General features: G+C 68.0%; 26 protein-coding genes and 1 tRNA gene. 16 read left to right on the forward strand and 11 right to left on the reverse strand.

Annotated features, from left to right (window positions below; all coding sequences use genetic code 11):
• Position 1 precedes the first annotated feature (1 nt).
• Genes AB0I38_RS38175 through AB0I38_RS38185 form a run of 3 tightly spaced genes read left to right on the forward strand, consistent with a single transcriptional unit; the run spans position 2 to position 2,525 of the window.
• Positions 2–733: a prolipoprotein diacylglyceryl transferase gene (locus AB0I38_RS38175; protein ID WP_358494258.1), complete on the forward strand. Its 732-nt coding sequence runs from the start codon at positions 2–4 to the stop codon at positions 731–733.
• Positions 730–2,283, forward strand: coding sequence for a radical SAM protein (locus tag AB0I38_RS38180; protein WP_358494263.1), 1,554 nt, complete (start codon positions 730–732; stop codon positions 2,281–2,283). The genes AB0I38_RS38175 and AB0I38_RS38180 overlap by 4 nt, the downstream gene beginning before the upstream one ends.
• Positions 2,280–2,525, forward strand: coding sequence for a hypothetical protein (locus AB0I38_RS38185; RefSeq protein WP_189127431.1), 246 nt, complete (start codon positions 2,280–2,282; stop codon positions 2,523–2,525). The genes AB0I38_RS38180 and AB0I38_RS38185 overlap by 4 nt, the downstream gene beginning before the upstream one ends.
• Here the strand turns inward: AB0I38_RS38185 and AB0I38_RS38190 are convergent.
• Genes AB0I38_RS38190 through AB0I38_RS38210 form a run of 5 tightly spaced genes read right to left on the reverse strand, consistent with a single transcriptional unit; the run spans position 2,506 to position 6,597 of the window.
• On the reverse strand, positions 2,506–3,870 hold the full coding sequence (locus tag AB0I38_RS38190) for a hypothetical protein (protein ID WP_358494269.1): 1,365 nt from the start codon (positions 3,868–3,870) through the stop codon (positions 2,506–2,508). The two genes, AB0I38_RS38185 and AB0I38_RS38190, sit on opposite strands and share 20 nt — an antisense overlap.
• The gene (locus AB0I38_RS38195; protein WP_189127429.1) at positions 3,867–4,343 is read right to left on the reverse strand and encodes a SigE family RNA polymerase sigma factor; all 477 of its coding nucleotides are present in this window, start codon (positions 4,341–4,343) and stop codon (positions 3,867–3,869) included. Before AB0I38_RS38195 ends, AB0I38_RS38190 begins: the two co-directional genes overlap by 4 nt.
• A gap of 54 nt (positions 4,344–4,397) precedes the next feature.
• Positions 4,398–4,856, reverse strand: coding sequence for a MaoC family dehydratase (locus AB0I38_RS38200; RefSeq protein ID WP_358494275.1), 459 nt, complete (start codon positions 4,854–4,856; stop codon positions 4,398–4,400).
• Between the two features lie 11 nt (positions 4,857–4,867).
• Positions 4,868–6,130, reverse strand: coding sequence for a hypothetical protein (locus AB0I38_RS38205; protein ID WP_358494278.1), 1,263 nt, complete (start codon positions 6,128–6,130; stop codon positions 4,868–4,870).
• Positions 6,127–6,597, reverse strand: coding sequence for a SigE family RNA polymerase sigma factor (locus tag AB0I38_RS38210; RefSeq protein WP_358494283.1), 471 nt, complete (start codon positions 6,595–6,597; stop codon positions 6,127–6,129). Before AB0I38_RS38210 ends, AB0I38_RS38205 begins: the two co-directional genes overlap by 4 nt.
• 233 nt (positions 6,598–6,830) lie before the next feature.
• On the opposite strand from AB0I38_RS38210, the gene AB0I38_RS38215 reads away from it, so the two are divergent.
• Positions 6,831–8,012, forward strand: coding sequence for an ATP-binding protein (locus tag AB0I38_RS38215; RefSeq protein ID WP_189127427.1), 1,182 nt, complete (start codon positions 6,831–6,833; stop codon positions 8,010–8,012).
• Between the two features lie 103 nt (positions 8,013–8,115).
• On the opposite strand, the gene AB0I38_RS38220 is transcribed toward AB0I38_RS38215, so the two are convergent.
• Positions 8,116–8,910, reverse strand: a complete 795-nt coding sequence (locus AB0I38_RS38220; RefSeq protein ID WP_358494292.1) for a MauE/DoxX family redox-associated membrane protein — start codon at positions 8,908–8,910, stop codon at positions 8,116–8,118.
• A 5-nt stretch (positions 8,911–8,915) separates the two neighbouring features.
• Positions 8,916–9,863, reverse strand: a complete 948-nt coding sequence (locus AB0I38_RS38225) for a hypothetical protein (protein WP_358494295.1) — start codon at positions 9,861–9,863, stop codon at positions 8,916–8,918.
• Between the two features lie 214 nt (positions 9,864–10,077).
• On the opposite strand from AB0I38_RS38225, the gene AB0I38_RS38230 reads away from it, so the two are divergent.
• The gene (locus AB0I38_RS38230) at positions 10,078–10,626 is read left to right on the forward strand and encodes a SigE family RNA polymerase sigma factor (RefSeq protein WP_358494299.1); all 549 of its coding nucleotides are present in this window, start codon (positions 10,078–10,080) and stop codon (positions 10,624–10,626) included.
• Here AB0I38_RS38230 and AB0I38_RS38235 read toward each other — a convergent pair.
• Positions 10,541–10,996: a MarR family winged helix-turn-helix transcriptional regulator gene (locus AB0I38_RS38235; RefSeq protein WP_358494304.1), complete on the reverse strand. Its 456-nt coding sequence runs from the start codon at positions 10,994–10,996 to the stop codon at positions 10,541–10,543. The genes AB0I38_RS38230 and AB0I38_RS38235 overlap by 86 nt on opposite strands.
• Positions 10,997–11,171: 175 nt before the next feature.
• Here AB0I38_RS38235 and AB0I38_RS38240 point away from each other — a divergent pair, with 175 nt between their 5' ends.
• Positions 11,172–11,735, forward strand: a complete 564-nt coding sequence (locus AB0I38_RS38240) for a YceI family protein (RefSeq protein WP_358494311.1) — start codon at positions 11,172–11,174, stop codon at positions 11,733–11,735.
• A gap of 147 nt (positions 11,736–11,882) precedes the next feature.
• Positions 11,883–11,971, forward strand: a tRNA-Ser gene (locus AB0I38_RS38245).
• A gap of 22 nt (positions 11,972–11,993) precedes the next feature.
• Here AB0I38_RS38245 and AB0I38_RS38250 read toward each other — a convergent pair.
• Entirely contained in the window at positions 11,994–12,287 is a 294-nt protein-coding gene (locus AB0I38_RS38250; protein WP_358494315.1) for a hypothetical protein, read from the reverse strand.
• Between the two features lie 512 nt (positions 12,288–12,799).
• On the opposite strand from AB0I38_RS38250, the gene AB0I38_RS38255 reads away from it, so the two are divergent.
• The 3 genes from AB0I38_RS38255 (at position 12,800) to AB0I38_RS38265 (ending at position 14,742) form a co-directional block, all read left to right on the forward strand.
• Positions 12,800–13,438, forward strand: coding sequence for a DUF6461 domain-containing protein (locus AB0I38_RS38255; protein WP_358494319.1), 639 nt, complete (start codon positions 12,800–12,802; stop codon positions 13,436–13,438).
• Between the two features lie 325 nt (positions 13,439–13,763).
• Positions 13,764–14,153, forward strand: a complete 390-nt coding sequence (locus AB0I38_RS38260; protein ID WP_358494324.1) for a DUF6461 domain-containing protein — start codon at positions 13,764–13,766, stop codon at positions 14,151–14,153.
• Between the two features lie 274 nt (positions 14,154–14,427).
• The gene (locus tag AB0I38_RS38265) at positions 14,428–14,742 is read left to right on the forward strand and encodes a hypothetical protein (protein ID WP_358494327.1); all 315 of its coding nucleotides are present in this window, start codon (positions 14,428–14,430) and stop codon (positions 14,740–14,742) included.
• 338 nt (positions 14,743–15,080) lie between these two features.
• Here AB0I38_RS38265 and AB0I38_RS38270 read toward each other — a convergent pair whose 3' ends face one another.
• Complete coding sequence (locus AB0I38_RS38270) at positions 15,081–15,764, reverse strand: DUF4097 family beta strand repeat-containing protein (protein ID WP_358494332.1); 684 nt, start codon at positions 15,762–15,764, stop codon at positions 15,081–15,083.
• Between the two features lie 833 nt (positions 15,765–16,597).
• Between AB0I38_RS38270 and AB0I38_RS38275 the strand changes: the two genes are divergently transcribed.
• The 6 genes from AB0I38_RS38275 to AB0I38_RS38300 all read left to right on the forward strand — a co-directional run bounded on the left by AB0I38_RS38275 (position 16,598) and on the right by AB0I38_RS38300 (position 20,987).
• Entirely contained in the window at positions 16,598–17,359 is a 762-nt protein-coding gene (locus AB0I38_RS38275) for an AfsR/SARP family transcriptional regulator (RefSeq protein ID WP_358494335.1), read from the forward strand.
• Positions 17,356–17,874 carry a S26 family signal peptidase gene (locus tag AB0I38_RS38280; protein ID WP_358494340.1) on the forward strand — a complete coding sequence of 173 codons (519 nt, stop codon included), beginning with the start codon at positions 17,356–17,358 and terminating at the stop codon, positions 17,872–17,874. The genes AB0I38_RS38275 and AB0I38_RS38280 overlap by 4 nt, the downstream gene beginning before the upstream one ends.
• Before the next feature lie 111 nt (positions 17,875–17,985).
• On the forward strand, positions 17,986–18,201 hold the full coding sequence (locus AB0I38_RS38285; protein WP_358494342.1) for a hypothetical protein: 216 nt from the start codon (positions 17,986–17,988) through the stop codon (positions 18,199–18,201).
• Positions 18,202–18,303: 102 nt separating this feature from the next.
• Positions 18,304–18,540, forward strand: coding sequence for a hypothetical protein (locus AB0I38_RS38290; RefSeq protein ID WP_358494345.1), 237 nt, complete (start codon positions 18,304–18,306; stop codon positions 18,538–18,540).
• Between the two features lie 12 nt (positions 18,541–18,552).
• Positions 18,553–19,092 carry a TlpA family protein disulfide reductase gene (locus AB0I38_RS38295; protein ID WP_358494348.1) on the forward strand — a complete coding sequence of 180 codons (540 nt, stop codon included), beginning with the start codon at positions 18,553–18,555 and terminating at the stop codon, positions 19,090–19,092.
• Positions 19,089–20,987: an ABC transporter ATP-binding protein gene (locus tag AB0I38_RS38300; protein WP_358494354.1), complete on the forward strand. Its 1,899-nt coding sequence runs from the start codon at positions 19,089–19,091 to the stop codon at positions 20,985–20,987. The genes AB0I38_RS38295 and AB0I38_RS38300 overlap by 4 nt, the downstream gene beginning before the upstream one ends.
• A gap of 25 nt (positions 20,988–21,012) precedes the next feature.
• On the opposite strand, the gene AB0I38_RS38305 is transcribed toward AB0I38_RS38300, so the two are convergent.
• The gene (locus AB0I38_RS38305) at positions 21,013–22,098 is read right to left on the reverse strand and encodes a serine hydrolase domain-containing protein (protein ID WP_358494357.1); all 1,086 of its coding nucleotides are present in this window, start codon (positions 22,096–22,098) and stop codon (positions 21,013–21,015) included.
• Positions 22,099–22,170 lie beyond the last annotated feature (72 nt).

Here is a 22,170-nt window from a genome sequence, read left to right on the forward strand (position 1 = left end):
CGTGCCACTCCACGAGATCTTCGTCGGCCTGGGCGTGCTGGTCGCCGCGGTGGTGTTCGTCCGCGAGGCCCGCCGCCGGGGCGCGCTGAACGAGCAGTCGCTGGTCGCGGTCACGGGCGCGCTGGTCGGCGGGGCCATCGGCATGCGGCTGGCGGGCTGGCTGGAGACGCTCAACCTGTCGGACCTGTGGATGTACGGCTCGCGCAGCATCCTCGGCGGCCTGACCGGCGCGTACGTGGGCGTGCTGGTCGCGAAGCGGATCATCGGCTACCGCGAGCGCACGGGTGACCTGTTCGCTCCAGCGGTGGCGCTCGGCATGGCGGTGGGCCGGATCGGCTGCCATCTGACCGAGGCGCCGGGCCGCCCGACGGGGCTGCCGTGGGGGGTGCACGCGCCGGCGTCGACGCCCGAGTGTCCGGGCTGCCTGGCGGGGCAGGCCATGCATCCGTCGTTCGTCTACGAGATCGTCTTTCACGTGGCCGCGTTCGCCGCCCTGGTGTGGGCGCGCAAGCGGCTCGCGCGGCCGGGCGAGCTGTTCACGCTCTACCTGGCGGCCTACGCCGGGTTCCGTTTTCTGGTGGAGTTCACCCGGGCGAACGAGACCGTCTGGCTCGATCTCACCCGGCCGCAGTGGTTCCTGGTGCCCGGTGTGCTGCTGCTGGGGCTCAGGGTGGGGTACGGCTGGCGGCGCGGCTACTACGATGCCCTGTTCGGGCGGAAGGTCATGACATGAGCACAGGGATGGGGCTGCGGGGCGACCGCATCCTCAGGTATGTCAACGCGTTCTGCCCGCACTGCCACGGCCGGGATCTCGACCAGGTTGAGCGGCTGAGCGGTTATCTGGTGGTGCGCGAGGACCGGGTGTGGCTGGAGCGCGGGTGCCGCGAACACGGTCTGGTGCGCACGTTGTATGACGAGGACCCGGAGATCCTGACGTACCTGGAGGAATGGACCGCGCCCACCAAGCAGCACGTGCCCGATGTGGCGGGCAACTGGCTGCCCGTGCCGAGCGCGTACCTCCAGGGGTTGCCTGAGATGCAGACGCAGCACACCTGCATCCTGCTGGAGGACATCGCTGAGGCGTGCAACCTGCGGTGTCCCACCTGCTTCGCCGGGAGTTCGCCCGATCTGAGCGGCATCGTCCCGGTGAGCGAGGTGCTCGCGAACGTCGACCAGCGCCTCGCCCGCGAGAACGGCCGGCTCGACGTGCTCATGCTGAGCGGCGGCGAGCCGACCCTGCACCCCGAGCTGAAGACGCTCCTCGCCGAGCTCGAACAGCGACCGATCACCCGCATCCTGATCAACACCAACGGCGTGCTCATCGCCCGCGACGACTCCCTGCTCGACCTGCTGACCGCGCATCGTGAGCGGGTCGAGGTCTACCTGCAGTACGACGGGAGCTCGGCCGAGGCGTCCAAGCATCACCGGGGCGGTGACCTGCGCAGGCTCAAGGCGCAGGCCGTACAACGGCTGTCGGAGCGAGAGATCTTCACCACGCTGGTGATGACCGCGGCGCTGGGCGTCAACGACGGCGAGATCGGCGACGTCGTGCGGCTGGCGCTCGACACGCCGTTCGTCGGCGGGGTGTCGCTGCAGCCGCAGTTCGGCTCGGGCAGGTCTGAGCCGATCGACGCGATGGACCGGCTGACCCACACGGGCGTGCTCAAGCGGCTCGGCCCGCAGACCGACGGCCTGGTGACCTGGCGCGACCTCACCGCGTTGCCGTGCTCCCACCCGCACTGCTGCTCGGTGGGCTACCTGATCCGCGACGACTCCGGGCGGTGGCGCTCGCTGACGGCGCTGATCGGCCATGACCGGCTCAAGGCCAACCTGGGCCTGGTCTCCAACCGCATCGCCGACACCGAGATCCCGCGCGAGCTGCGGCTGGCCGTGCAGGAGTCGCTGCTCGGGCTGCTGTCGGAGCAGTCGTCGCTGTCGCACCCGCAGATCGGCGATCTGTGGCGCGACATCTGCGAAAACTGCGACCTCGGCGTCGCCACGCTGCTCACGCTGGCCTCCTCGGCGCTGCCGGGCAGGCGCAGGAAGCTGCGCAGGATGCTGGGCGAGCGGGTGCTGCGGATCACGATCAAGCCGTTCATGGACATCTCGACCATGATCGAGGAACGGCTCACGCAGTGCTGCGTGCACGTCGGCACGCGGGCCGAGCAGGATCAGTGCGCGCCGTTCTGCGCGGTGCAGGCGTGGCCGCAGCTGTCGGCGCAGCGACTGTCCGCTGTGGCTTCGGAGCCTCGGGTACGGCTGCCGCTCGAGGTGATCCCGTGAAGGCCGAGCCGTACGATCCGCTGCGGTTGTGCGTGTACGCCACGATCGCGCTGCTTGCCTGGTTGCTGGGGCCGTGGGCGTTGCTCGGGTTCGCGGGGCTGGGGTTCGCGGGCTACTGGAAGGCGCGGCGAGCCGGGTTGACCCGGAGCAAATGCCTGCTCAGGGACACCCGGCTCGTGCTCGCCTATCTGGGGCTGCTCGCGCTGGTGGCGGTGGCGGCGATCATCCACTCCCTGCTGTGACGGCCAGCAGGTTGAGCACGGTGAGCTCCTTGCCGCCGCCCTTCCTCCTGGTCACGCAGACCTGGCCGTCTTGGCGGCTGGTGCCCACCACGTCCGCCGTCATGGGCGGCTCGGTCGTCCCGCACGTCTCCTCCGACCTCTCGTCCTCGTCCCAGTAAACGATCGTGGTAGGCGAGGACGAGGTGCCCGTGCCGAAGCCGCCTCCGCCGTCCGGATGTACCCTGCTGATTCCGCCGGTCAGACCGGTCACCGGGTCGTAGACGACGGCCGACGCGATGTAGTGCTTCGCCGGGTCACCACCGATGGGCGCGTCGAGCCGTGCGAACCGATCACCGAGGATGTGGCCTCCGCCGAAGAAGCTCATCCCTTCCGGCAGGAGCTTGCCATCGGAGCCGTCGAGCCGTCGCACGAGCGTACGGTCGTCTCGCATGCCGAAACACCACTCGGGGCCACAGGTCAGTCCGGTGGTCCCGGTCTCCGCCTGGACCTCGGTCGCGGTGCCGGTCTCCAGGTCGACCACGCGGCTCTGGTTCTTCTGGCCACGCTCGCCTGGGGCGTATGCCACCGCCAGCGGCCAGGAGAGCAGGTGGAGGCCGTCGGTGCCGTCGAGCTGTTCGGGGGCGCCGCCGGTCAGCGGCATGCGGTAGACGCCCCCCTTACGGAGGGACCAGACGAGAAAGTCGTCCGTGACGCCGACCTTCTCGACGCGCGACAGCTCACCGGTCACCTTCCCCACGCGCCGGGCCGTGCCCCCCTCTCGCGGCATAATCCAGAAATCTGCCCACTTGTCAGGATTGTTGGGTGTTCCGCCGTACCAGACGAAGTACTTCTCCCCTGCTTCGACGTCCTGGACGAAGTAGCCCTTCACGCCATCGGGAGCGGGCATGTCGCCCACCACCCGGGTCTTCCCGGTCGAGGCGTCGAACACCTCAAGGCGTCCCGCCTTCTCGAAGGACGACTCCGCGGCCAGCAGCACCTCGGTCGCACTGAGTCCGGTCACCGGACGATACTTCCAACCGTCAGCCGCCTTGGCGGGCATCTTGAAGACCGCCCCGGGCCACACCTCGGCCGCCCGCTTGAACTGCGGTAGCGGACGCTCGTCCCTGGGCGGGCCGGTGGTCACGGTGACAGCCGGCTCCGCCCGCTCGCCCGCGCCGGTCAGCACGGAGGTCGTACCCCCCGCCACGATCACCACTGCCGCGGCGGCCAGCGCCACCTGCATGCGCTGCCTGACCCGCCGCGTCCGGCGCCGCGAGGCGACCGCGCCCGCCAACCCCGTCACGGGTTGCCCGGCCTGGTCTGCCGCCGTGCGCAGTGTCCGGATCAGGTCGTCTTCGCTTCTCATCGCGCCTCCTGCAGCACTCGCTTGATCCGGAGCTTGTCCAGGGCGCGGGCGGCCTGGCTGCGCACGGTTCCGCGAGAGACGCCGAGAATCTCCGCGATCTTCTCGTCGGAGAGGTCCTCGTAGTAACGCAGCACCAGCACGGCCCGCATCTTGCGAGGCAACTGCTGAAGCTCGGCCCACAGGTCGGCGTCGCCGTAGTGGTCGAACCTGCCGCCCTCGGGCACGGTGGCCACCAGATCCTCCCGGTGCCGCCGCCGCCACGCGGTGATGTGCAGCCGGACCATCGTCGTCCGCACGTACCCCTCGGGGTCGTCCTTCTTCCGGACGCGGGGCCAGGCGTCACCCAGACGGGCCAGCGCCTCCTGAACGAGATCGGCGGCGTCCTCCGAGTTACCGGCCAGCACGTAGCCGTACCGGAGGAGCGCATCACCCCGGGCTCGGACGAACTCGTCGAAATCAGCCGTGTTGTCCACGAACCCAAGGACCGCCGGGCGGGTGCTTCTGTTGCACGCCTGAGCGAAGTGGTCCTACTCGGCGGGCACGTACAGGCTGAGCGTCTCGGCGACGCAGGCCGGGCGCCTCTCGCCCTCGACCTCGATCGTCAGCTTCAGGTTGGAGAGATAGCCGGCCGGGGTGCCCTTGACGTCGGACAGCTCGCCCGTGGCCCGGATGCGCGCGCCGACCGGCACCGGCCTCGGGAACCGGACCTTGTTGAGGCCGTAGTTGACGCCCATGGCGATGCCCTTGACCTCGATCAGCTCCATCATGAACGAGGGCAGCATCGACAGGCTCAGGTAGCCGTGGGCGATCGTGCCACCGAACGGCCCGTCCTTGGCGCGTTCCACGTCGACGTGGATCCACTGGTGGTCGTCGGTGGCGTCGGCGAAGAGGTTGACCTGCTCCTGAGTGACCGTGCGCCACTCGGTGGGGCCGAACGTCTCACCGACGGCCGACTTGAGCTCCTGTACGTTGGCAAAGGTCCGCATGGTCCGGAACGCTATTGGGCGGGCGGCACGGCTGCCAAGTTCAGCACCCAGTACCTGTCCGGTTTGTCGGCCTTGGTGGTGCCCCAGTAGAGGATCGTGCTCGGCTCTGAGGACGTGCCGCCGCCGTACCAACTGCCCGGATTGTCGGTGGTGACCAGCTTGCCGGTTTCCAGGTCGTACACGCTCGGACCCACCGACAGGAAACGGTCGAGGATCGGGTACAGCGAATTCCCCAGGCTGGTGTCGAGCAACACGAAGCGCGGTGTGCCGGCCCCGTCGAGGCGGTAAACGAGCGTCCCCCAGGTGCCCCGTTCGCCGCGGCCGTAGCACCAGACCGCGCCGCAGCGCAGCGCTCTCATGCCCGGCGGGGCGGACAGGGAGGTGGTGTGGCCGTCGGCCAGGTTGACCACCTTGCCCTGGTTGGGCGCCAGGTCGCCAACCCTCTCCGTCGCGTCCGAGGCCCATGGCCACTCGATCAGGTGCAGCCCGTCGCTGCCCGGAATCCGCTCGGGGGTGCCGCCCGCGAGCGGCAGGCGCCAGACGCCGCCGTCGAGCTCCGACCAGACGACGTGGTCGCCGTCGAGGGAGATCGCGTCGAGGTCGGCGTCCTGGCCGGTGCGGGTGGCCAGCAGCCTCGCCTCGCCGCCCGCCAGCGGGGCCGTCCAGATGTCGCGCACCATCGTGCCGTCGGCCTGCTCACCGGACGCGAACCAGGCGATGTTGGCGGTGCCGACCGTCACGCTCTGCACGTAAGACTTCTTCAGGCCCTGCCTGAGCGGCACCTCCGTGACCACCCTGGCCCGGCGGGTGCCGGCGTCGTAGACCTCGATCCTCCCGGCCCTCTCGAACGAGGACTCCGCGCTGAGCAGCACCTCCGTGGCGCTGATGCCGGTGATCGGGCGGTAGCGCCAGCCGTCGGAGTTTCTGGCCGGCATCGTGAACAGCGCCTCGGGCCACAGCTTTCTCGCCGCGGCCTTCTCGGGCCTCGACGCGCGGGGCAACCCGGGGATCGTCGTCAGGGGGCTCGGCGTGACCACGGCCTCGGGCGGCGTGACGGTGACCGCCGCCTCCTCTCCGCCCCTGATGGAGAGGACGCTCCGGGTCACCGCCGTACCGGTGACGACGACCGCGACCGCGGCCGCCACCGCGAGCACCCTCGCGCGCCGGCGGGTCCTGCGCCGCCTGCGGGCGCTCACCCCGGCGAGCAGGTCGGGCTCCGGAGCTCTCGCCGCCGCCTGCCTGAGCGCTCCGATCAACTCGTCCTCTGTCCTCATGCCCGTCCCCTTTCGAGCAACGTGGGCCGGACCCGGAGCACGGCGAGCGCCCGGAAGGCCTGGCTGCGTACTGTCCCGCGCGAGATGCCGAGGATCTCGGCGATCTCCTGATCAGAGAGGTCCTCGTAGTAGCGCAGGACCAGCACGGTGCGCTGCCTCCTCGGCAGCGTCGCCAATTCCTTCCACAGCTCGCCGAAGGAGTGGCTGTCGGTGTAGGAGCCCTCAGGCACGTCGTCGGTGAGCTGCTCGCGGCGCCGCCTGCGCCACCAGCTGATGTGCTGGCGGGCCATGGTGGTGCGGACGTACGCCTCGGGGCTGTCCTTGTTGCGGACGCGGTCCCAGGTGTCGCTCAACCGGAGCAGCGCCTCCTGCACCAGATCGGCCGCGTCGTCGGCGTTGCCACTGAGCACGTAGCCGTATCGGAGCAGCGCGGAACCCCTGGCTCTGACGAAATCCTCGAACTCCACACCACAGAGACGCCTGGGCGAGGCGCTCTGTTGCAAAGATCTTTACTTGAAACCATCGCATACCTGTTCGAGTCCGCGCTACAGTTCTAGGCATCGAATCGAACAGAGGTTCGGCCAGGTGAGAGGGGGTGTGTCCGATGACCATGATGGCGACCGCTCCCGCCCGGACACGCCGTAGCTCTTTCTTCCCAAATCTAAGACGGCCGCTATATCCGGCAATAAAGTCCGAGAGCGTGGACCCTGTGCGCAATCCCTACGCCCCCGGTGCCGGGCAGCGTCCGCCAGAGCTGGCGGGCCGCGATCGTGAGCTCCAGCAGTTCGAGGTCGTGCTCGAACGGGTCGCCCGTGGCCGGCCCGAGCGGAGCATGGTCGTCACCGGCCTGCGCGGCGTGGGCAAGACCGTCCTGCTCAACACCTTCAAGTCCATGGCGATGCAGCGGCTGTGGGGCACGGGCAAGATCGAGGCCCGGCCCGACCAGTCGATCCGCCGTCCCGTCGCCGCCGCCCTGCACATGGCGATCCGCGAGCTGGCTCCCCGCCATCGCGCGCCCGAGCGCATCGAGGAGTTCCTCGGCGTGCTCAAGGCGTTCGCGATGCGCGATCCGGCCGCCGCCAAGGGCACCTCGCACTGGTCACCCGGCATCGAGGTGCCGGCCAGTCGCGGCCGGGCCGACTCCGGCGACCTGGAGATCGACCTCACCGAGCTGTTCGTCGACGCGGCGAGCGTGGCCACCGACCTGGGCGTCGGCATCGCGCTGTTCATCGACGAGATGCAGGACGTGCAGGCCGCCGACGTCTCCGCGCTCTGCGCCGCCTGCCACGAGCTGTCGCAGTCGGGCGGGCCGCTGATCGTGGTGGGGGCGGGGCTGCCGCACCTGCCGAGCGTCCTTTCGGCCAGCAAGAGCTATTCGGAGCGGCTCTTCCGCTACGCGCGCATCGACAAGCTCGACCGTGACGCGGCCGACCTCGCGCTGATCCTGCCGGCGCGCGAGGAGGAGGTCGAGTTCACCCAGGACGCCCTCGACGCGCTCTACGAGGCGGCCGACGGCTACCCCTACTTCGTCCAGGCCTACGGCAAGGTCGCCTGGGACCTGGCGCCGCGCAGCCCGATCACGCTCGACGACGTCAAGGTGTCGGCGCCCGAGGCGGAGGAGGAGCTCGCGGTGGGCTTCTTCGGCAGCCGCTACGAGCGGGCCACTCCGGCCGAGCGCGACTACATGCACGCCATGGCGCAGATCGGTGACGAGCCGGTTCCCACGGCCGAGGTGGCCGACGCCCTGGGCCGCAAGCCGTCGAGTCTGTCCCCTGCCCGCGACAGCCTCATCAAGAAGGGGCTCATCTACAGCGCCGAGCGCGGGCTGATCGCATTCACCGTGCCGCACTTCGGGAGGTTCCTGCGTGCCCAACCGATCTGACCGGCACCCCTAGTCCTCTATTGGGCTGTCTAGTGGGGAAGCTAGATAGCCCAATAGAGTCATATCGTCATGCCCGTCGAGGGGAATCTAAGGGTCTCTAGCTCTATGCCGATACAGGCGTATACACCGGCAGAGCGTCGCTGTCCTCTCCGCTGACCACGGCCACCCGCACCGCCGGACGACGTCCGCTGAGATAGACCGCGAAGACGACGTCGTCCCGGTCCTGGTTCCGGAAGACGAAGAAGCGCCAGCAGAGCTCACGCCAGCTGTCGTACGGTTCGGTCGTGATCAGCCGGTCGCGGTACGCCCGCCAGGCGCTGCTGGCCCGGAGCCTCGACAGCATGACGTCCTCGGCCGGTGCCGGGTGCTGCTCGCACGGCGCGCGATAACGCACCCGGTCGATCAGTTCCTCGGTCTCCGGGGACATCAGGGCGAGGGCGACCAGCCCGGCGACGATGAGCGGCCACGGCGGATCGGCCAACACCGCTAGACCGGGCACCTCGGCCCACACCGCCATTACCGCCATGCCGGTGAGCACGATCGTCCTGCCGATCGACCTCAGCCCCACGGGCGCCGCGCTGATCTCACCGAAGCACCCGCACCCCGCGTCGGGCCGCCGCCTGCGCAGCTCCACCAGCACGTACGTGGAGAGCGCGAAGAACGCGACCGTACCCCACCGGAAGATCGGATGGGCGGTGAGCAGCAGCCCCGCGGCGAGCACCGACTCCCCCAGGGCGCAGCCGAGCAGCACCGGACCCTGCATCCGCCCCGGCACCAGCACCGCCGGCCCCAGCTTGGAGAACGAGCCGGGCTCGCCGCCCGAGGACACCGTGATCACCTTGGCGACCGTCCCGAGAACGAACACCGCGATCAGAACCGGCAGCTGCGATGCCAGCACGAACGTCACCCCAATCCGATCTGCACGTTGAAGCACCCCTTGACCAGTTCGCCCCCGAGTTCGACGTAGGACGACGGCGACAGCTCGACGATCCGCCCCCGTTCGGACGTGCCGCATTCGACGCAACGATCGCAGAACCGGCCGGCCACGCAACCGCACGCCACGATCGGCAGGTTCGCCGTCCGGTCCGTACAGGAGTTCCTGACCTGGAGCAGAGACCCGAGAGCGAGGTACGGCAGGCCCGCGCACGACACCCCCGCGTCGGGACAGGCGGCGTCGGCCCGTTCCACCATGGGGTAGGCGAGGCCGCGTTCCTCCTCGTCGAAGGCGTCGGACCAGGTGGCGGTGCCGGAGATGCGCGGCTGGACACCGGCGTAGGCGGGCGGCGCGGACGGCACGGCGCGGGCGGGATAGGTGGGCTGCGAGGTCGCGGGCAGCAGGACCAGGGTCGCGCCGTCCTGCCTGATCCCGATCGCGTCGAAGAGGTAACCCGGCTCGAACTGCGGGTGGCGCACCTGCAGGCGGCCGGTGGCCCGGTAGGGGATGGTGACGGTCCGGCGGCCCCGGTGCGGCCCGCAGTCCAGCTCGACCGCCAGGTCCTTACGGCCCTCGACGGACAGGATGGTGCCGTTGACCCGCACGATGTCGGCCCAGATCCGTTCGACCACCTTGCGCTCGCGCAACGTTCGCATGATCACCCTGGTGCCCACGGACAGATCGGCGGGCGTGACCTCGGCGCCGCGCCAGACCGTGGCCCACGGCGCGATGATCAGCCGATCCGCCCGGCCGTCAGGCCGCTCGATGGTCATGAGATGCGGGCTGACGTCGAGAATCGTGCCCGTGACCGCGTGCAGTGGATCGCCGCTCCCCGGATCGGGACCGGGAACACCCGCCTCGCGGCCCAGTGCCGCCGCCGCGAGCACTCGGCGGCGTTCGATGCTCGGATATCCCATCAGCCCTCCCCTGTCGTTAACAGATTCACACGTCTCCGCTCCCCTATGTGGCGTACACCACATAGGGGAGCAAAATACGCATCCCCTGGAGAAGGAGATGACATCCGGCGTCGAACAATCCGCCACCGACCTTGACCTACTTTTATCGTCGGTAAGCCGAATCCTGGATTGCGGTTCAGCCGTTACAGAGCATTGGGCTGCGATTCTGGCCACGATGCAGACCGCCAGGGAGGAAGAGGAGTTCCGCGAGTACGTTCAGGCCCGCGGACCTGCTCTGCTGCGCGCGGCTCACCAGTTGACCGGGCACCCCCTGGACGCGGAGGATCTCCTGCAGAACGCCCTGACCAAGACCTATCTCGCGTGGGATCGCATTCAGGATCGAGGCGCGCTTGACGGTTACGTGAAGCGGGCGATGGTCAACATCAACATCTCGCAGTGGCGACGGCGCAAGGTGGAGGAGTACCCGTCCGAGGAGTTGCCGGAGGTCACCTCCGAGGGCGAGGCCCAGGGTGAGGTGCACGAGCAGCTCGACCAGGCGCTGAGCAACCTGCCCGATCGGATGCGGGCCGCGATCGTGCTGCGCTACTACGAGGACCTGAGCGAACGGGAGATCGCCAGAACCCTGGGCATCAGCGTGGGCACGGTCAAGAGCACGGTGTCTCGGGCCATGGCCAAGCTCAGGGGTGAACTGGGGACCGAGACTCACCCGGCGCCCGAGACTCACCCTGGTCCTGGGACCGAGACTCAGTCGCCCCAGCCGTAGCGCACGGCCGTACGACGTCCCTGATCCTGCGCAGGATGGCCAGGAAGGACTCGAGCTCCTCCTCGGCGAGCAGGCCGGTGAAGCAGGTGTCGATGTCGGACAGATGGAGGGGCAGCACCGTGGCGAGCCGGTCGCGCCCGGCCTCGGTGAGCGTGGCGTAGGAGGCGCGCCGGTCGGTCGGGCAGGCCACGCGGGCGATGAGGCCGTCACGTTCGAGACGGTCGACGACCCTGGTCACGCCGCTGGTGGACAGACCGGTCTGGGCCGCGAGGTCCGTCATCCGCAACCGCTCGCCGGGAGAACGACTCAGGCGGATCAACGTCTCGAAGTCGATGTCGGACAAACCGGCTGCGAGCAGTACTGGCTGCATCCTGCCAACCAGCCCTGCGTGAACCTCTGACAGCAGACCTATGGCCGTCAGGCGGGGATCGTCGATGGGGAGCACGCTCATACTGTAACCGACGTTAGTTGACGAACGGAATATTCCTCGTGTAGACATTTGTTAGTTCAACCATCTGCACAGCAAGCTTCTGAAGGAGAGCCCCATGAGCACCCGCACCTGGGAAAGCCTGACCATCCCCGCCCCCGGCACCTACGCCCTCGACGTGGCCCACACGCGCATCGGGTTCGTGGTCAAGCACATGATGGTCAGCAAGGTGCGCGGGAACTTCACCGACTTCAGCGGTTCCGTGACGATCGCCGAGAACCCGCTGGAGTCGTCCGCCGAGCTTACGATCAAAACGGCGAGCATCGACACCCACGTCCCCGACCGCGACGCCCACCTGCGCAGCGACGACTTCCTGTCGGTCGAGAAGTTCCCCGAGATCACCTTCAAGAGCACCCGCGTCGTCGAGCACTCGGGTGACGAGTTCAAGGTGGTCGGCGACCTCACGGTCCGCGACGTCACCAGGGAAGTCGAGCTCGCCGTCGAGTACGGCGGCGCCGGCACCAACCCCTGGGGCCAGGCGCTCTGGGGCTTCTCCATCAGCACCGAGCTCGACCGCGAGGACTTCGGCCTGACCTGGAACCAGACCCTGGAGACCGGCGGCGTCCTGGTGGGCAAGAAGGTCAAGATCGAGATCGAGGGCGAGGCCAACCCGGCCGCGTGACCTCCGCCTCCCGCACGCCCTCTGCCAGGAGTTGTCCACAGGTCACCGTCCACAGGCTGTGGATAACTCCTGACAGAGACGCGCGGGGCAACCACTTTGCCGCCTCGCCAGAAGGCCGGTACGCTGTCCTGAGCCGCGTGGCTACCAGGAGGATTCGCCTAGTCAGGTCTATGGCGCCGCACTGCTAATGCGGTTTGGTGGCAACACCATCCGGGGTTCAAATCCCCGATCCTCCGCAGGTGAAAGGCCCTCGCCCGTTCATCGGGTCGAGGGCCTTTCGATCTTCTGTGGCGTCATAGTTGCAGTGCTCGTTGCAACGGCTACGGATTCCCCCAGGAGCAGACCGACGAACTCACCACCCGCCTGGACGCCGCCACAACCGTCGACGACACCATGGTCATGATCCTGCGAACGGACACCAACAACCTCCGCCTCCAGGACCGCAGACTCGGCAGCATCGCCATCGCCGACAAGATGCACGCCCAGATGGCCCAGATCGAACGAGCCCACCGCCACGCCGTACGACCACGCATCCGAACCCAGCTCGCCCATCTCATTGCCGAAACAGCGCCACTGGCCGGATGGCAGGCCATCAACGCCATCGCCTCAACGACGCCTGGAACCGCAGGGACTCGGGCCAACGCCACCCGGGGCAGTCTTAACGGGCCTCACCCTCTACCCATCCGAATGCGGCCTCCGCGAACACTGAACTGATGGGTTTACAGACACCACCTCCCCAGGTCAGCCCTCCGGAACTTGGCGGCGGGCGAAGACCTACCCACACGATCTCGCCCTGCCGTACATCCTGCATGAGCCGTACCGGCTGATCGCCCCCTCCCTCCGGCGGAATCGCCGGGCTTTGCATCGTCCGGCTCGTCGTCGGCCGCCAGCACGGCCAGTCCCTCACGCGCGATGGCCAGTCGCTCCACGCGCAATGGCATCGCTGACCCCCACGACTGCAAGATCCCTTCAGAGCCTCAACGGCAGCACCGATGATCAACCAGCCCTTTGCCGTCTCTGCGAGGATTTCGAAGATCCGTTCCCGACGGGCAAAGGAGCGATGCGTGAACACCAGACAGCCGCCAACTGCCGACCCGCGCGAGCACTACCGGCAGTTCCTCTCCACCCATCTATGGCTCGACGTGGCCATGTGCTGGACCGTAGTGGTGCCGGACAGTGGACAAGCGTTCCCCCTGAACCAACTCGCCGCCCGGCTCAGCGGAGATGCGCCGCACCAGCTTCATGAGCCAGCACTGCCTGACACCCTCGGGCTCCCCTACGACACCGACTATCCCGTGTTCATCGATTGGTGCCGATCGACCGTTATGTTCGTGGAGGGCGACTACCTCGGATCAATGCCCGCCGTGCTCCGGCGGCTCAGCCAGGGAGCCCGGGCCTACAGCGCCTGGTGGAACGTCAACCTCCACAACCGGCTGAGTTTCGCGGCCGGAGGCGAGATCATCGTGGCGATCGACGCGTTCGGTCCCGGGAGACCGGAAGACCATGCCAACATCGATCAATGGCCCGAGCTGCAGGCGATGACGGACTTCTTCATCAACTTCGAGGAGCGCGACGAGGACTACGACTGGAAAGCCGCCATGCTCGCGGTCATCGACCACACCACAGGAGCAAGGCTGACCAGCGAGTGGCTGCAGCAACCTCACCCGTACATAACGGTCCGCATGCCCGACGCGGCACGCTGACCCCCTGCACGCTCAGCCGGGAAACGATCATGACCATCAGAGACACCCCGTAACCCACCATCCGCGGGGGCGCCTTGCGGAACACCCTCCTTGTCGAGAGGCAGCCAAGCAGTCACGAACCTACCTGTACGACCTTCTGGTCTCGACGATCTTCACCGAGGGACTCGATGACGACGACCCGTGGCTGCTGGGATTCAGTGCCCTATGGATCAAGGGCGCGGACCTCGACGCCCTTGCCCCGGCCTTCCACCTGGACCTCGCCACCCGCACCCCCTGCTATCTGAGCGAGATCCTCGACCACAACATCGATGACGGTTCCGACTGGGTGGCCGAGGTCAACGGCTGGATCGGCATCGTGCCGGCGCGTTCCGACGACGAATTTCTGCTGTCCATCACCGAGGGCGGCCGTCAGGCAATCAGCTTCAGCATGAACATCCACGGCAGGGAACACTTCAAGTACGCCGGCGACGGGCGCATGATCGTCTCCTTCGAGCCAACCTGGCCAGAGAAGCGGTTCGGCGACGATCCGCACGCGCTTGACCACTTGATGGACGGACTGCGCTTCCAAATCACCGATGGCGGCGGCCTCGACGATCGCGTGGAAGAGGACGAGAGCATCAGTTCCGCCTTGGCGCTGATCGGACGGATCACCGAAACCGACATCGCCGCCGACTGGTTCCAGGCACAGCACTCGCGCATCCGCCCCACCTCCTGACGGCTCACGCTCAGACCTTGAGCGCACCGGGGGCCAGGCCGTCGGCGCAACAGCTCTCTGAACCGCCCCGGCTTTGATGGAGACCGTGGAGCGATCCTGGCAAGTGCATCGGTAGCCGATCACAAGTCGCCGTATAAAGCACCTTACTTATCCTTCGGACAGGTTCACCGAAATCCCGTCGCGCAGGGCGAAAGCTCCCTTTTGGGGCGCGCTCGGCCGGGTGCACGGGATCTGGAGCGGTACCTGCACGGGTGCCGCCCACGAGAGGAGAGTCATGGGTTCGAAGGTCAAGAGGGCGCTGCAACTGGCCGCGATCGGCGGAATCATGGCCGGCACCATGGTGCTTCCCACAACGGCCGCGCACGCCCTGCCCAGCAACTGCAGCGACATCCCCTATGGCAATGGCTGGATGGCAAACTGCAACAAGGGCACTGGCACGTTCAGGGCGTGGGCCAGATGCTACAAGATCGGTAGGGACACGTACACGACCAGGTACGGCGCTTGGCGGACGCCCGTCAGTGATCTGGTGTCCATCGCCACCTGTCAGAGCAGCGAAGAGGTGGGTGGGGGCGGCAGGCAGGTCCAATAGTCCGAGCCTGACGATCATCTCGCTCCGACCGTACGCGTACGCATCACATGGGCGGCGACAGGGCACGTACCGACCGTGCCCTGTCAACGCCATCCGGGGTTCAAATCCCCGGCCCTGCGCAGTTGAGAGGCCCTCGCCCCGATCTTGAGGAGAGGGTTTTCAGGTCTCTGCAGGCCCGGTCAGCCGCACCATGCCGACAACGGTCGAGGGACACACCAGATCAGGATGCCTCTAACTCGGCGTCGCACTCGAACCACATCAGCCGGCGCTTTGGGTCATCGAACCGAGCAGGGTGGAACCGAGGGGGTGGATACATCCATTGGCCGGACGCACACAAGTCAGGGCGTCACAACCTCCATGTCCCCAGAGTCGCTGGACAGTTCGAGCGAACTCTCGGCTGAGGAGTCGCTGGCGGCAGTGATGTCCTTGTTCCCGGAATCCGTCGTGGCCACGATCTTGTACGGCCCCCGCGGCACGTGGATCACGGTCTTGCCCGAATCCGTGGAGGTCGTGACCGTGTCGGGCTGCCCGGTGAAGGCCAGGGTCATATCCCCCGAATCGGTCTTCGCGCTGACCTGCTTGCCTGTCAGCCCGATGGTCTTGATGGCCCCGGAGTCGGTCGAGGCTTCCAAGCTGCCGGACAGGCCCTTCAGCGTCAGGTCCCCCGAGTCGGAGATCACCTTGACGCGGAGTTCCTTGGGCACCTCGACCTGGTAGCTCACGTCGCAGGACGTGCCCATGGCGCCCCACCCCCACGTGATAGGACAGGCGAACGCCAGCTCCAGCGTGTCACCCTGCACCTCGTGGCTGGTCTCCGGCTTGTTCTTGTGCCAGCTCAGTCGCTCGGTCACGCGGATCCCCTGACGATCCGACTCGACCACTTCCACGGACCCGGAGTCGGCTTCGATGTGCAGCGCCGCCACCTTGTCGGTGACGTCGTACGACACGGTGTCCTGATTCGGCGAGCCGCCGACGCCGCACCCGGTCAACACCGCCGCGAGGCCGAGAAGACCCGCGATCATGGCCGTTCTCCCCATCTCCATAACGCTCAATTCTGAGTGAACCGGGCCGTACCCGGATTCGGGTGATCCCTGAAAGGGCTGTCCGGCGAGCACACCCCCGTATCCATCAGTCGGCGGCGAACTCCTTGGTCACCTGCGGCAGGGCTTCGCGTACCGACAGGTTGTGGTCGATGTCGCCCACGTCGGTGAGGCCGGCGGCACAGCGCGTTGTCAAAGGAGACGTCGGTGTCACCCTTGGCGTGGAACATGTGGACCGGCACCGTCGGCTTCCAGTCGCAAGTGGAGTCGAGCACAGTCAGCGATTTTTTGAGGTTCCCGGTCGGCTTGCGCACCTTCTGCGGGAACTCCTTCGTGCGAACCTCATAGGTAAACCTTAGAAGTGCTGGTGATCTGCGACATTGCGGCTGGCAGGCCACTTGCTGGTGGTGCCTGCCCCCTAGAGGGAAGTCGCCAAGACCGAGACGAGTGTCCGTAAAGGCTTGGTGGTCCTCTTCTCAGCGGGTGATTCGGAGCGTCCCCCTGCTCCCTCTGGGCGCGGTCGCCACAAGTCGGGTATGTGCCGATCGTCTTCTTGTGCCACACGCCGAGGTGCCGGTCAAGGTTTGCCTGGCCGTGCCAACCTGGCGCCGGGCAGGGCCCCGGGTCGGCCAAACGTCCAGAGCTGACAAACCCCGTATCGATTCCATGACAGTAGAGCCGAGATTGCGCATCGCCATTGAGGCCCCCTAGTGAGTGAAATAGGTCATAGCGCATAATTCGGGAATTAGTAGCTTATGTCGCACGAACTGCCTTTCTGTCCAGTTTACGAGTATGTGAGCTTCTACGGGGTGTATATGAAGTTTTGCCTTCTCGGTCCGCCGGAGGTGCGAGGCGACGCCTGCCGCCTGTGGTTTCGAGGGCATCGCCAGCGCGCGGTCTTCGCGTCTCTGGCACTGAACGCCAATCGGGTCGTGGAGACCGACAGGCTGGTCGACATCGTGTGGGGGGACCACCCACCCCCCACCGCACAGGCGCAGATACAGAAGACCCTCTCGGCGTTACGTCAGATGCTGGGTCGTACAACCACCGGAGGCGAGCGGATCAGCACGGTCTCCTCGGGATACCTGTTCCACGCCGACCCGGGCGAGATCGACGTGGAGGTGTTCAGAGGAGAGGTGCGGCAGGCCTCGTCCGCGATGGCGGCGGGTGACCTGCCCGCGGCGGTCACCTGCTTCCGCCGGGCCCTGGCCCGGTGGTTCGGGCGGGCGCTCGACGGCGTGCCCGGGCTCGCCGCGGAAGCCACCCACCTGGAGGAACAACGTCTGATCGCATGGGAGGAGTGCATGCACGCCGAGCTGGCGCTCGACGGGCACGCCAGGGTGGCGGCCGAGATAGAGCCGCTGATCAGCAGCCATCCGCTACGCGAGCGCTTGTACGTGTTACTGATGATCGCCCTGTACGGGTGCGGCCGCAGGGTCGAGGCCCTGCGCGCCTACCACGGCCTCCGAGGGCGGCTGCGTGAGGAGCTGGGCATCGAGCCGAGTAGCGAACTGCGCGACATCGAGCACGCCATCCTGATCGAGACACCGGCGGCCCAGATGCTGTCCGCGCCATGACGGACCGGCGGGTGAGCATGGTGATCGCCGCAGGCGTCGCCGTGGCCGTCGGCCTGCTGGCCGTACGACACCGCTATCTCGTCATCACGGTCAACGGCGCCAGCATGCGCCCGGCCTTCACCGATGGCGACCGGGTCCTGGTCCGCAGGGCTACCATCCGGCTGCCTGCTCGCGGCGACGTGGTGGTGTTGCGCACGCCGCCGTCGCGGGCGGGCTGGAACGGGTCGCCGTCATCCACGAGTCCGGCACGCAGGGGCTGGAGCATCAAGCGGGTCGTGGCCGTTCCCGGCGACCCCCTGCCGGAGGCCGCCGTCGACGCCTGCGGGCGACCGGCCGGGACGCCCGTCCCGGCCGGTCGCCTCGTGGTCTTCGGGGACGCGCTCGACAGTTACGACTCCAGGACCTGGGGTTTCCTGCCTGCTGAGCACCTGGTCGGTGTCGTGACCAGGCGTCTGACCTCCCGCGCCCCGAACCCGATCAGCCCCGCCGGTAGCGACCGGGTAGTGATCCGGTAGGGCTCCGGTAGGGCTCACTGAGAGGGTGACGGCGCACCGCGGTGTGGAGGTGACATGGGTCCCGCGCTCGCTGCAGCGGGCCTGTGCACAGTCGATGCGTAAGGGAGAAACATGATCAAAAAGGTCAACGCTCTGGGCGACAAACTGCTCGGGTTGCTGCTGCCCAGCAGCAGCGCGGACGCGGCCCCGCTGTGCCAGGGTAAGTATCTCTACACTGACGGCAATGGCTGCAACTACTACTGCTACCGCTGGCTCGACCGCTCCTCGAAGCTGAAGTGGTGCGGCAACGACCGGACCTGCAGGGCCGTCTGCTACGACTGCTGCTGAGTTGGAGTAAGTGGCACCGGCCTGCCGCCGCCTGATCGGCGCGGTGCGCAAGGTGCGTGACCGCTCCTCTCCCGAGGTGTTCGCGCGCACCTGTCCGCGCTCGTGCCGGCGATCGGATCGGCTCGGCCGCGCTATCTCGTGGTAGCCGTCGAGCTTGTCCTGGTCGTCGCGAGCGCGCTGGCCGGTGCCACCACTCCCGTCGTCGCCGGCGACGCCGCCCTGCTTCCCGGCGGGGTGGCGGTCGCCGTCGGGGCCGCCTTGGTGGTCGTCATCGGGGTCGTGTTCACCGACGATCTCGCGTCATTGTTCGCGCCGGCCTCCCCGCCGGCTCGGTCCTGAAAGGAAGACGGAGTGCCGTTTCTCGTCGCGGGAATGGTCGTCTTCGGGCTTTTGTGCCTGGTCAATCTGGTTCTCACACTGGCCGTGATCCGTCGGTTACGAGAGCACACCGAACAGCTCGTGGCGCTCAAGGCGGGAGACCCGGCCGAGGTGCTGCTGGCGACCGGGACATCGCTCCCAGTGTTCGAGGCCGAGTCCGTCGACGGTGAGACGATCGACAGCCGGGTGACCTCGCCTGAGGTTGTCGCCCTGCTCTCCACGGAGTGCTCGGTGTGCCTGGACCAACTGCCGGATCTTGTCGGCCTCATCACCGACCGGCGCGTCGACCGCCCCGCAGCGGTGGCGGTGATCATGGGAGATGACAGTGCCCAGGCCGAGCAGCTTGTCGAAAAGCTGCGGCCGATCGCGAGCGTGGTCCGCCAGCCCTGGGGAGGCCCGATCGAGAAGGCGTTCCAGGCCAGGGCCTTTCCCGCCTTCTATCTCGCCTCCGAGGGAGTGGTGCGGGCCGCCTCCATCTCCGTGATGGAGCTGGACCGGCCGGTATCCGCGTGATCCGCGCCGCACGGAACCGTGCGGACGGTTCACCCTCGGGCCTGCGGCACGCTGGGGCCGCCGGCACGCTCTGGGAGCGGGCCGGCGCCGCGTGGGTGATGGTCTGGCGATCTGGCCCGCTGTTGGCGCTCGGTTCCGTCGTCGCGTCGGTACTGTCGGGCATCTGGCCCGTCGCGGTCGCCTGGCTGACCAAGCTGCTTCTCGACGAGCTGAGCAGCCCGCGGCGTGACCAGGCGCTGCTGGCCGGACTGGCGGCCGGGCTGGCCGTCATCGGCCTGCTGTCCACCACCCTTCCCCACCTCAACCGCTATCTCGACGCGCAGTTGCGCCGGCGGCTCGACCTGCTCGCCCGCGACGAGTTGTTCGGTGCGGTGAACCGGTTCGCCGGGCTGGCGCGCTTCGAGACGCCGCAGTTCCTCGACCGGCTGCGGCTGGCCGAACAGACGGGCCAGACGGCGGCCGTCCAGATCGTCCTGCCCGCGTTCTCGGTGCTGCGGACGCTCATCTCGGTCGTCGGGTTCGTCGTCACCCTGACGTTGCTGAGCCCGGTCATGACCGCCGTGGTGCTGCTCGCCGCGGTGCCGACCGTCATCGCGGAGGTGGCCCTGAGCCGGCTCCGGGCCGGCATGCAGTGGATGATCAGTCCGCTCGGCCGCCGCAGCGCCTTCTTCGGCAGGCTGCTCACCAGCCTCGACTTCGCCAAGGAAGTCCGCCTGTTCGGACTCGGTGAGTACCTCCGGCGGCGGCTGCTGGCCGACGTCCGCGATGCCCAGGAGAGCGAGCGGGCGGTCGACGTACGCGAGTTGAAGGCGCAGACGCTGCTCAGCGCGCTCGGCGCGGTGACCGCCGGCGCCGGCCTGATCTGGGTGGTGGCGGGTACGGCGGGCGGCGCGCTGTCGATCGGCGACGTGGCCGTCTTCATCGCGGCGGTGGCCGGAGTGCAGTCGGGCCTCGCGGAGCTGGTCGGGTCGGTCGGCGGGGTGTACGAGTCGCTGCTCCTGTTCGGCCACTACCGCGAGGTGGTGCGGGCCGAACCGGACCTGCCGGTGCTGGAGGCGCCGAGGCAGGCGCCGCCGTTCCGGCATGGAATCGAGTTCCGCGACGTGTGGTTCCGCTACGACGACGCGCATCCGTGGGTGCTGAAGGGCGTGGATCTGTTCCTGCCCTACGGCAGCGCGCTGGCTCTGGTCGGCCTCAACGGGTCCGGCAAGTCGACGCTGGTCAAACTGCTCTGCCGGTTCTACGATCCGCAACGCGGCGCGGTGCTCTGGGACGGGGTGGACATCCGTGAGATGGACCCCGCGGATCTCCGCGACCGGATCGCCGCCGTCTTCCAGGACTGCGTCGCTTACGAGTTCACCGCCGCCGAGAACATCGGCGTGGGCGACATTTCTGTCATGTCAGACCGGGAGCGCATTAACCGGGCCGCCACGCTGGCCGGGATCGGCGAGACGCTCGCGAACCTCCCCCAGGGCTACGACACGATGCTGAGCCGTACGTTCAGGCATCCGGGTGAGGACGAACTGGCGGCGGGCGTCCTGCTCTCGGGCGGCCAGTGGCAGCGCGTCGCGCTCGCCCGGGTGTACCTGCGAGAGAACCGTGACCTGGTCATCCTGGACGAGCCGAGCGCGGGTCTCGACGCGGAGGCCGAGCACGACCTGCACACCGACCTGCGCCGGCATCGGGCCGGGCGCACCAGCCTGCTCATCTCCCACCGGCTCAGCGCCGTACGCGAGGCCGATCTCATCGTGGTGCTCGCCGACGGGCGGATCGTGGAGCAGGGCACCCACGGCGAGCTGGTCGGCCGCGACGGCGAGTACGCCCGGCTGTTCGCCCTGCAGGCCAGCGGATATCGCGCGGAGGTCCTCCCGGCCCGGACGGCCGGGCCGGGGTGAGGGGGTCGCGGGTGCGCTCTCCCGGCTATCGGCGGGTCTTCGCGACCTCGGCGGCCACGGCGCGGAACGCGGTCAGCGCCTCCTCCTGGTCCGGCGGCGTGGTGGAGGTGGTCGACTTGACGACGACCACGTTGTGCTCGGGCGAGACGTAGATGAACTGCCCGCCGAACCCGGCGGCCAGGAAGTCGCGCTCGCCCTCGCCGCCGAGCCACCAGTGCAGGCCGTAGCGGGGATTGACGGAGGACGACTTGGTCGACGCCTTGATCCACGAGGCCGGCACCACCTGCCGCCCGTTCGCCTTCCCCATGCGGAGGTAGAGCAGGCCGAACCGGGCGAAGTCGCGTTCGGTGGCGTAGACGCAGCAGTAGCCCAAGCTGTCGCCGTTGCCGTCGTTGGCGATCTGCGCCGTGTCCGCCATGCCCGCGGGCTGCCAGATCTTCCGCTCCAGGTAGCGGTGGTACGGCGTGCCGGTGGCCTGGCTGACGAGCCGGGCGAGCACGAAGGAGTTCATGCTCGTGTACTCGAACGCGCTCCCGGGCTCCCAGCCCTGCACCTGGCGTGCCGCGATCTTCTTGACCGGGCGTCCCTTGTTCGCGGCCACCTGCACCCGCGGCACGTCGTTTCGCTCGTCCCACTCGATGCCCGACGACATCCGCAGCAGGTTGCGGATGGACACGCCGTTGTAGCCCGACTTGCGCAGCTCGGGCAGGTATCTGGTCACCGGGTCGTCGATCGAGCGGATGTGCCCGTCGCGCAGCGCGATGCCGACCGCGGCCGAGGTGATGGACTTCGCCATCGACCAGGACTGGAACCGGGTGTCACGGCCGGCGTCGACGTAGCGCTCGGACACGATCTTCTGCCCGTCGAGCACGAGGAAGCCGTTGGTCTTCGTACGGGTCAGGAAGTCGTTCAGGGTTCGCCGCTGCCCCTCGTAGGTGTAGGTCACGGACAGCGGTCTGGGCGCGCTCTGGAGCTTGACGGGGTTCGCCGAGGGCCGCACCACGTCGGGGGTGGCCGGCTTGGCGGCTGCTGCCACCGGGAAGACGCCGGTCACCGGGACGACGCCCAGCGCGAGCATGGCGACCGCCGTGACGCGCCGAAGGTGGGTCATGCGCACGTTGCCTCCTATGAAGGGGTTCTCACGTCAGGCGGCGATGGTGACGCACGTTTCTGGCAGATCTCT

Origin of the sequence: Nonomuraea cavernae (genome assembly GCF_040655715.1) — a bacterium.
Lineage (GTDB): Bacteria > Actinomycetota > Actinomycetes > Streptosporangiales > Streptosporangiaceae > Nonomuraea > Nonomuraea cavernae_A.

Excerpts from the sequence above, each read along its gene's own strand:
- AB0I38_RS38240 (WP_358494311.1), top strand. The coding sequence starts at position 11,172 with ATGAGCACCCGCACCTGGGAAAGCCTGACCATCCCCGCCCCCGGCACC.
- AB0I38_RS38235 (WP_358494304.1), bottom strand. The coding sequence starts at position 10,996 with ATGCAGCCAGTACTGCTCGCAGCCGGTTTGTCCGACATCGACTTCGAG.
- AB0I38_RS38230 (WP_358494299.1), top strand. The coding sequence starts at position 10,078 with ATGCAGACCGCCAGGGAGGAAGAGGAGTTCCGCGAGTACGTTCAGGCC.
- AB0I38_RS38190 (WP_358494269.1), bottom strand. The coding sequence starts at position 3,870 with ATGAGAAGCGAAGACGACCTGATCCGGACACTGCGCACGGCGGCAGAC.
- AB0I38_RS38275 (WP_358494335.1), top strand. The coding sequence starts at position 16,598 with ATGAAGTTTTGCCTTCTCGGTCCGCCGGAGGTGCGAGGCGACGCCTGC.
- AB0I38_RS38305 (WP_358494357.1), bottom strand. The coding sequence starts at position 22,098 with ATGACCCACCTTCGGCGCGTCACGGCGGTCGCCATGCTCGCGCTGGGC.
- AB0I38_RS38270 (WP_358494332.1), bottom strand. The coding sequence starts at position 15,764 with ATGATCGCGGGTCTTCTCGGCCTCGCGGCGGTGTTGACCGGGTGCGGC.
- AB0I38_RS38265 (WP_358494327.1), top strand. The coding sequence starts at position 14,428 with ATGGGTTCGAAGGTCAAGAGGGCGCTGCAACTGGCCGCGATCGGCGGA.
- AB0I38_RS38250 (WP_358494315.1), bottom strand. The coding sequence starts at position 12,287 with ATGGGCGAGCTGGGTTCGGATGCGTGGTCGTACGGCGTGGCGGTGGGC.
- AB0I38_RS38285 (WP_358494342.1), top strand. The coding sequence starts at position 17,986 with ATGATCAAAAAGGTCAACGCTCTGGGCGACAAACTGCTCGGGTTGCTG.
- AB0I38_RS38180 (WP_358494263.1), top strand. The coding sequence starts at position 730 with ATGAGCACAGGGATGGGGCTGCGGGGCGACCGCATCCTCAGGTATGTC.
- AB0I38_RS38280 (WP_358494340.1), top strand. The coding sequence starts at position 17,356 with ATGACGGACCGGCGGGTGAGCATGGTGATCGCCGCAGGCGTCGCCGTG.
- AB0I38_RS38225 (WP_358494295.1), bottom strand. The coding sequence starts at position 9,863 with ATGGGATATCCGAGCATCGAACGCCGCCGAGTGCTCGCGGCGGCGGCA.
- AB0I38_RS38200 (WP_358494275.1), bottom strand. The coding sequence starts at position 4,856 with ATGCGGACCTTTGCCAACGTACAGGAGCTCAAGTCGGCCGTCGGTGAG.
- AB0I38_RS38205 (WP_358494278.1), bottom strand. The coding sequence starts at position 6,130 with ATGAGGACAGAGGACGAGTTGATCGGAGCGCTCAGGCAGGCGGCGGCG.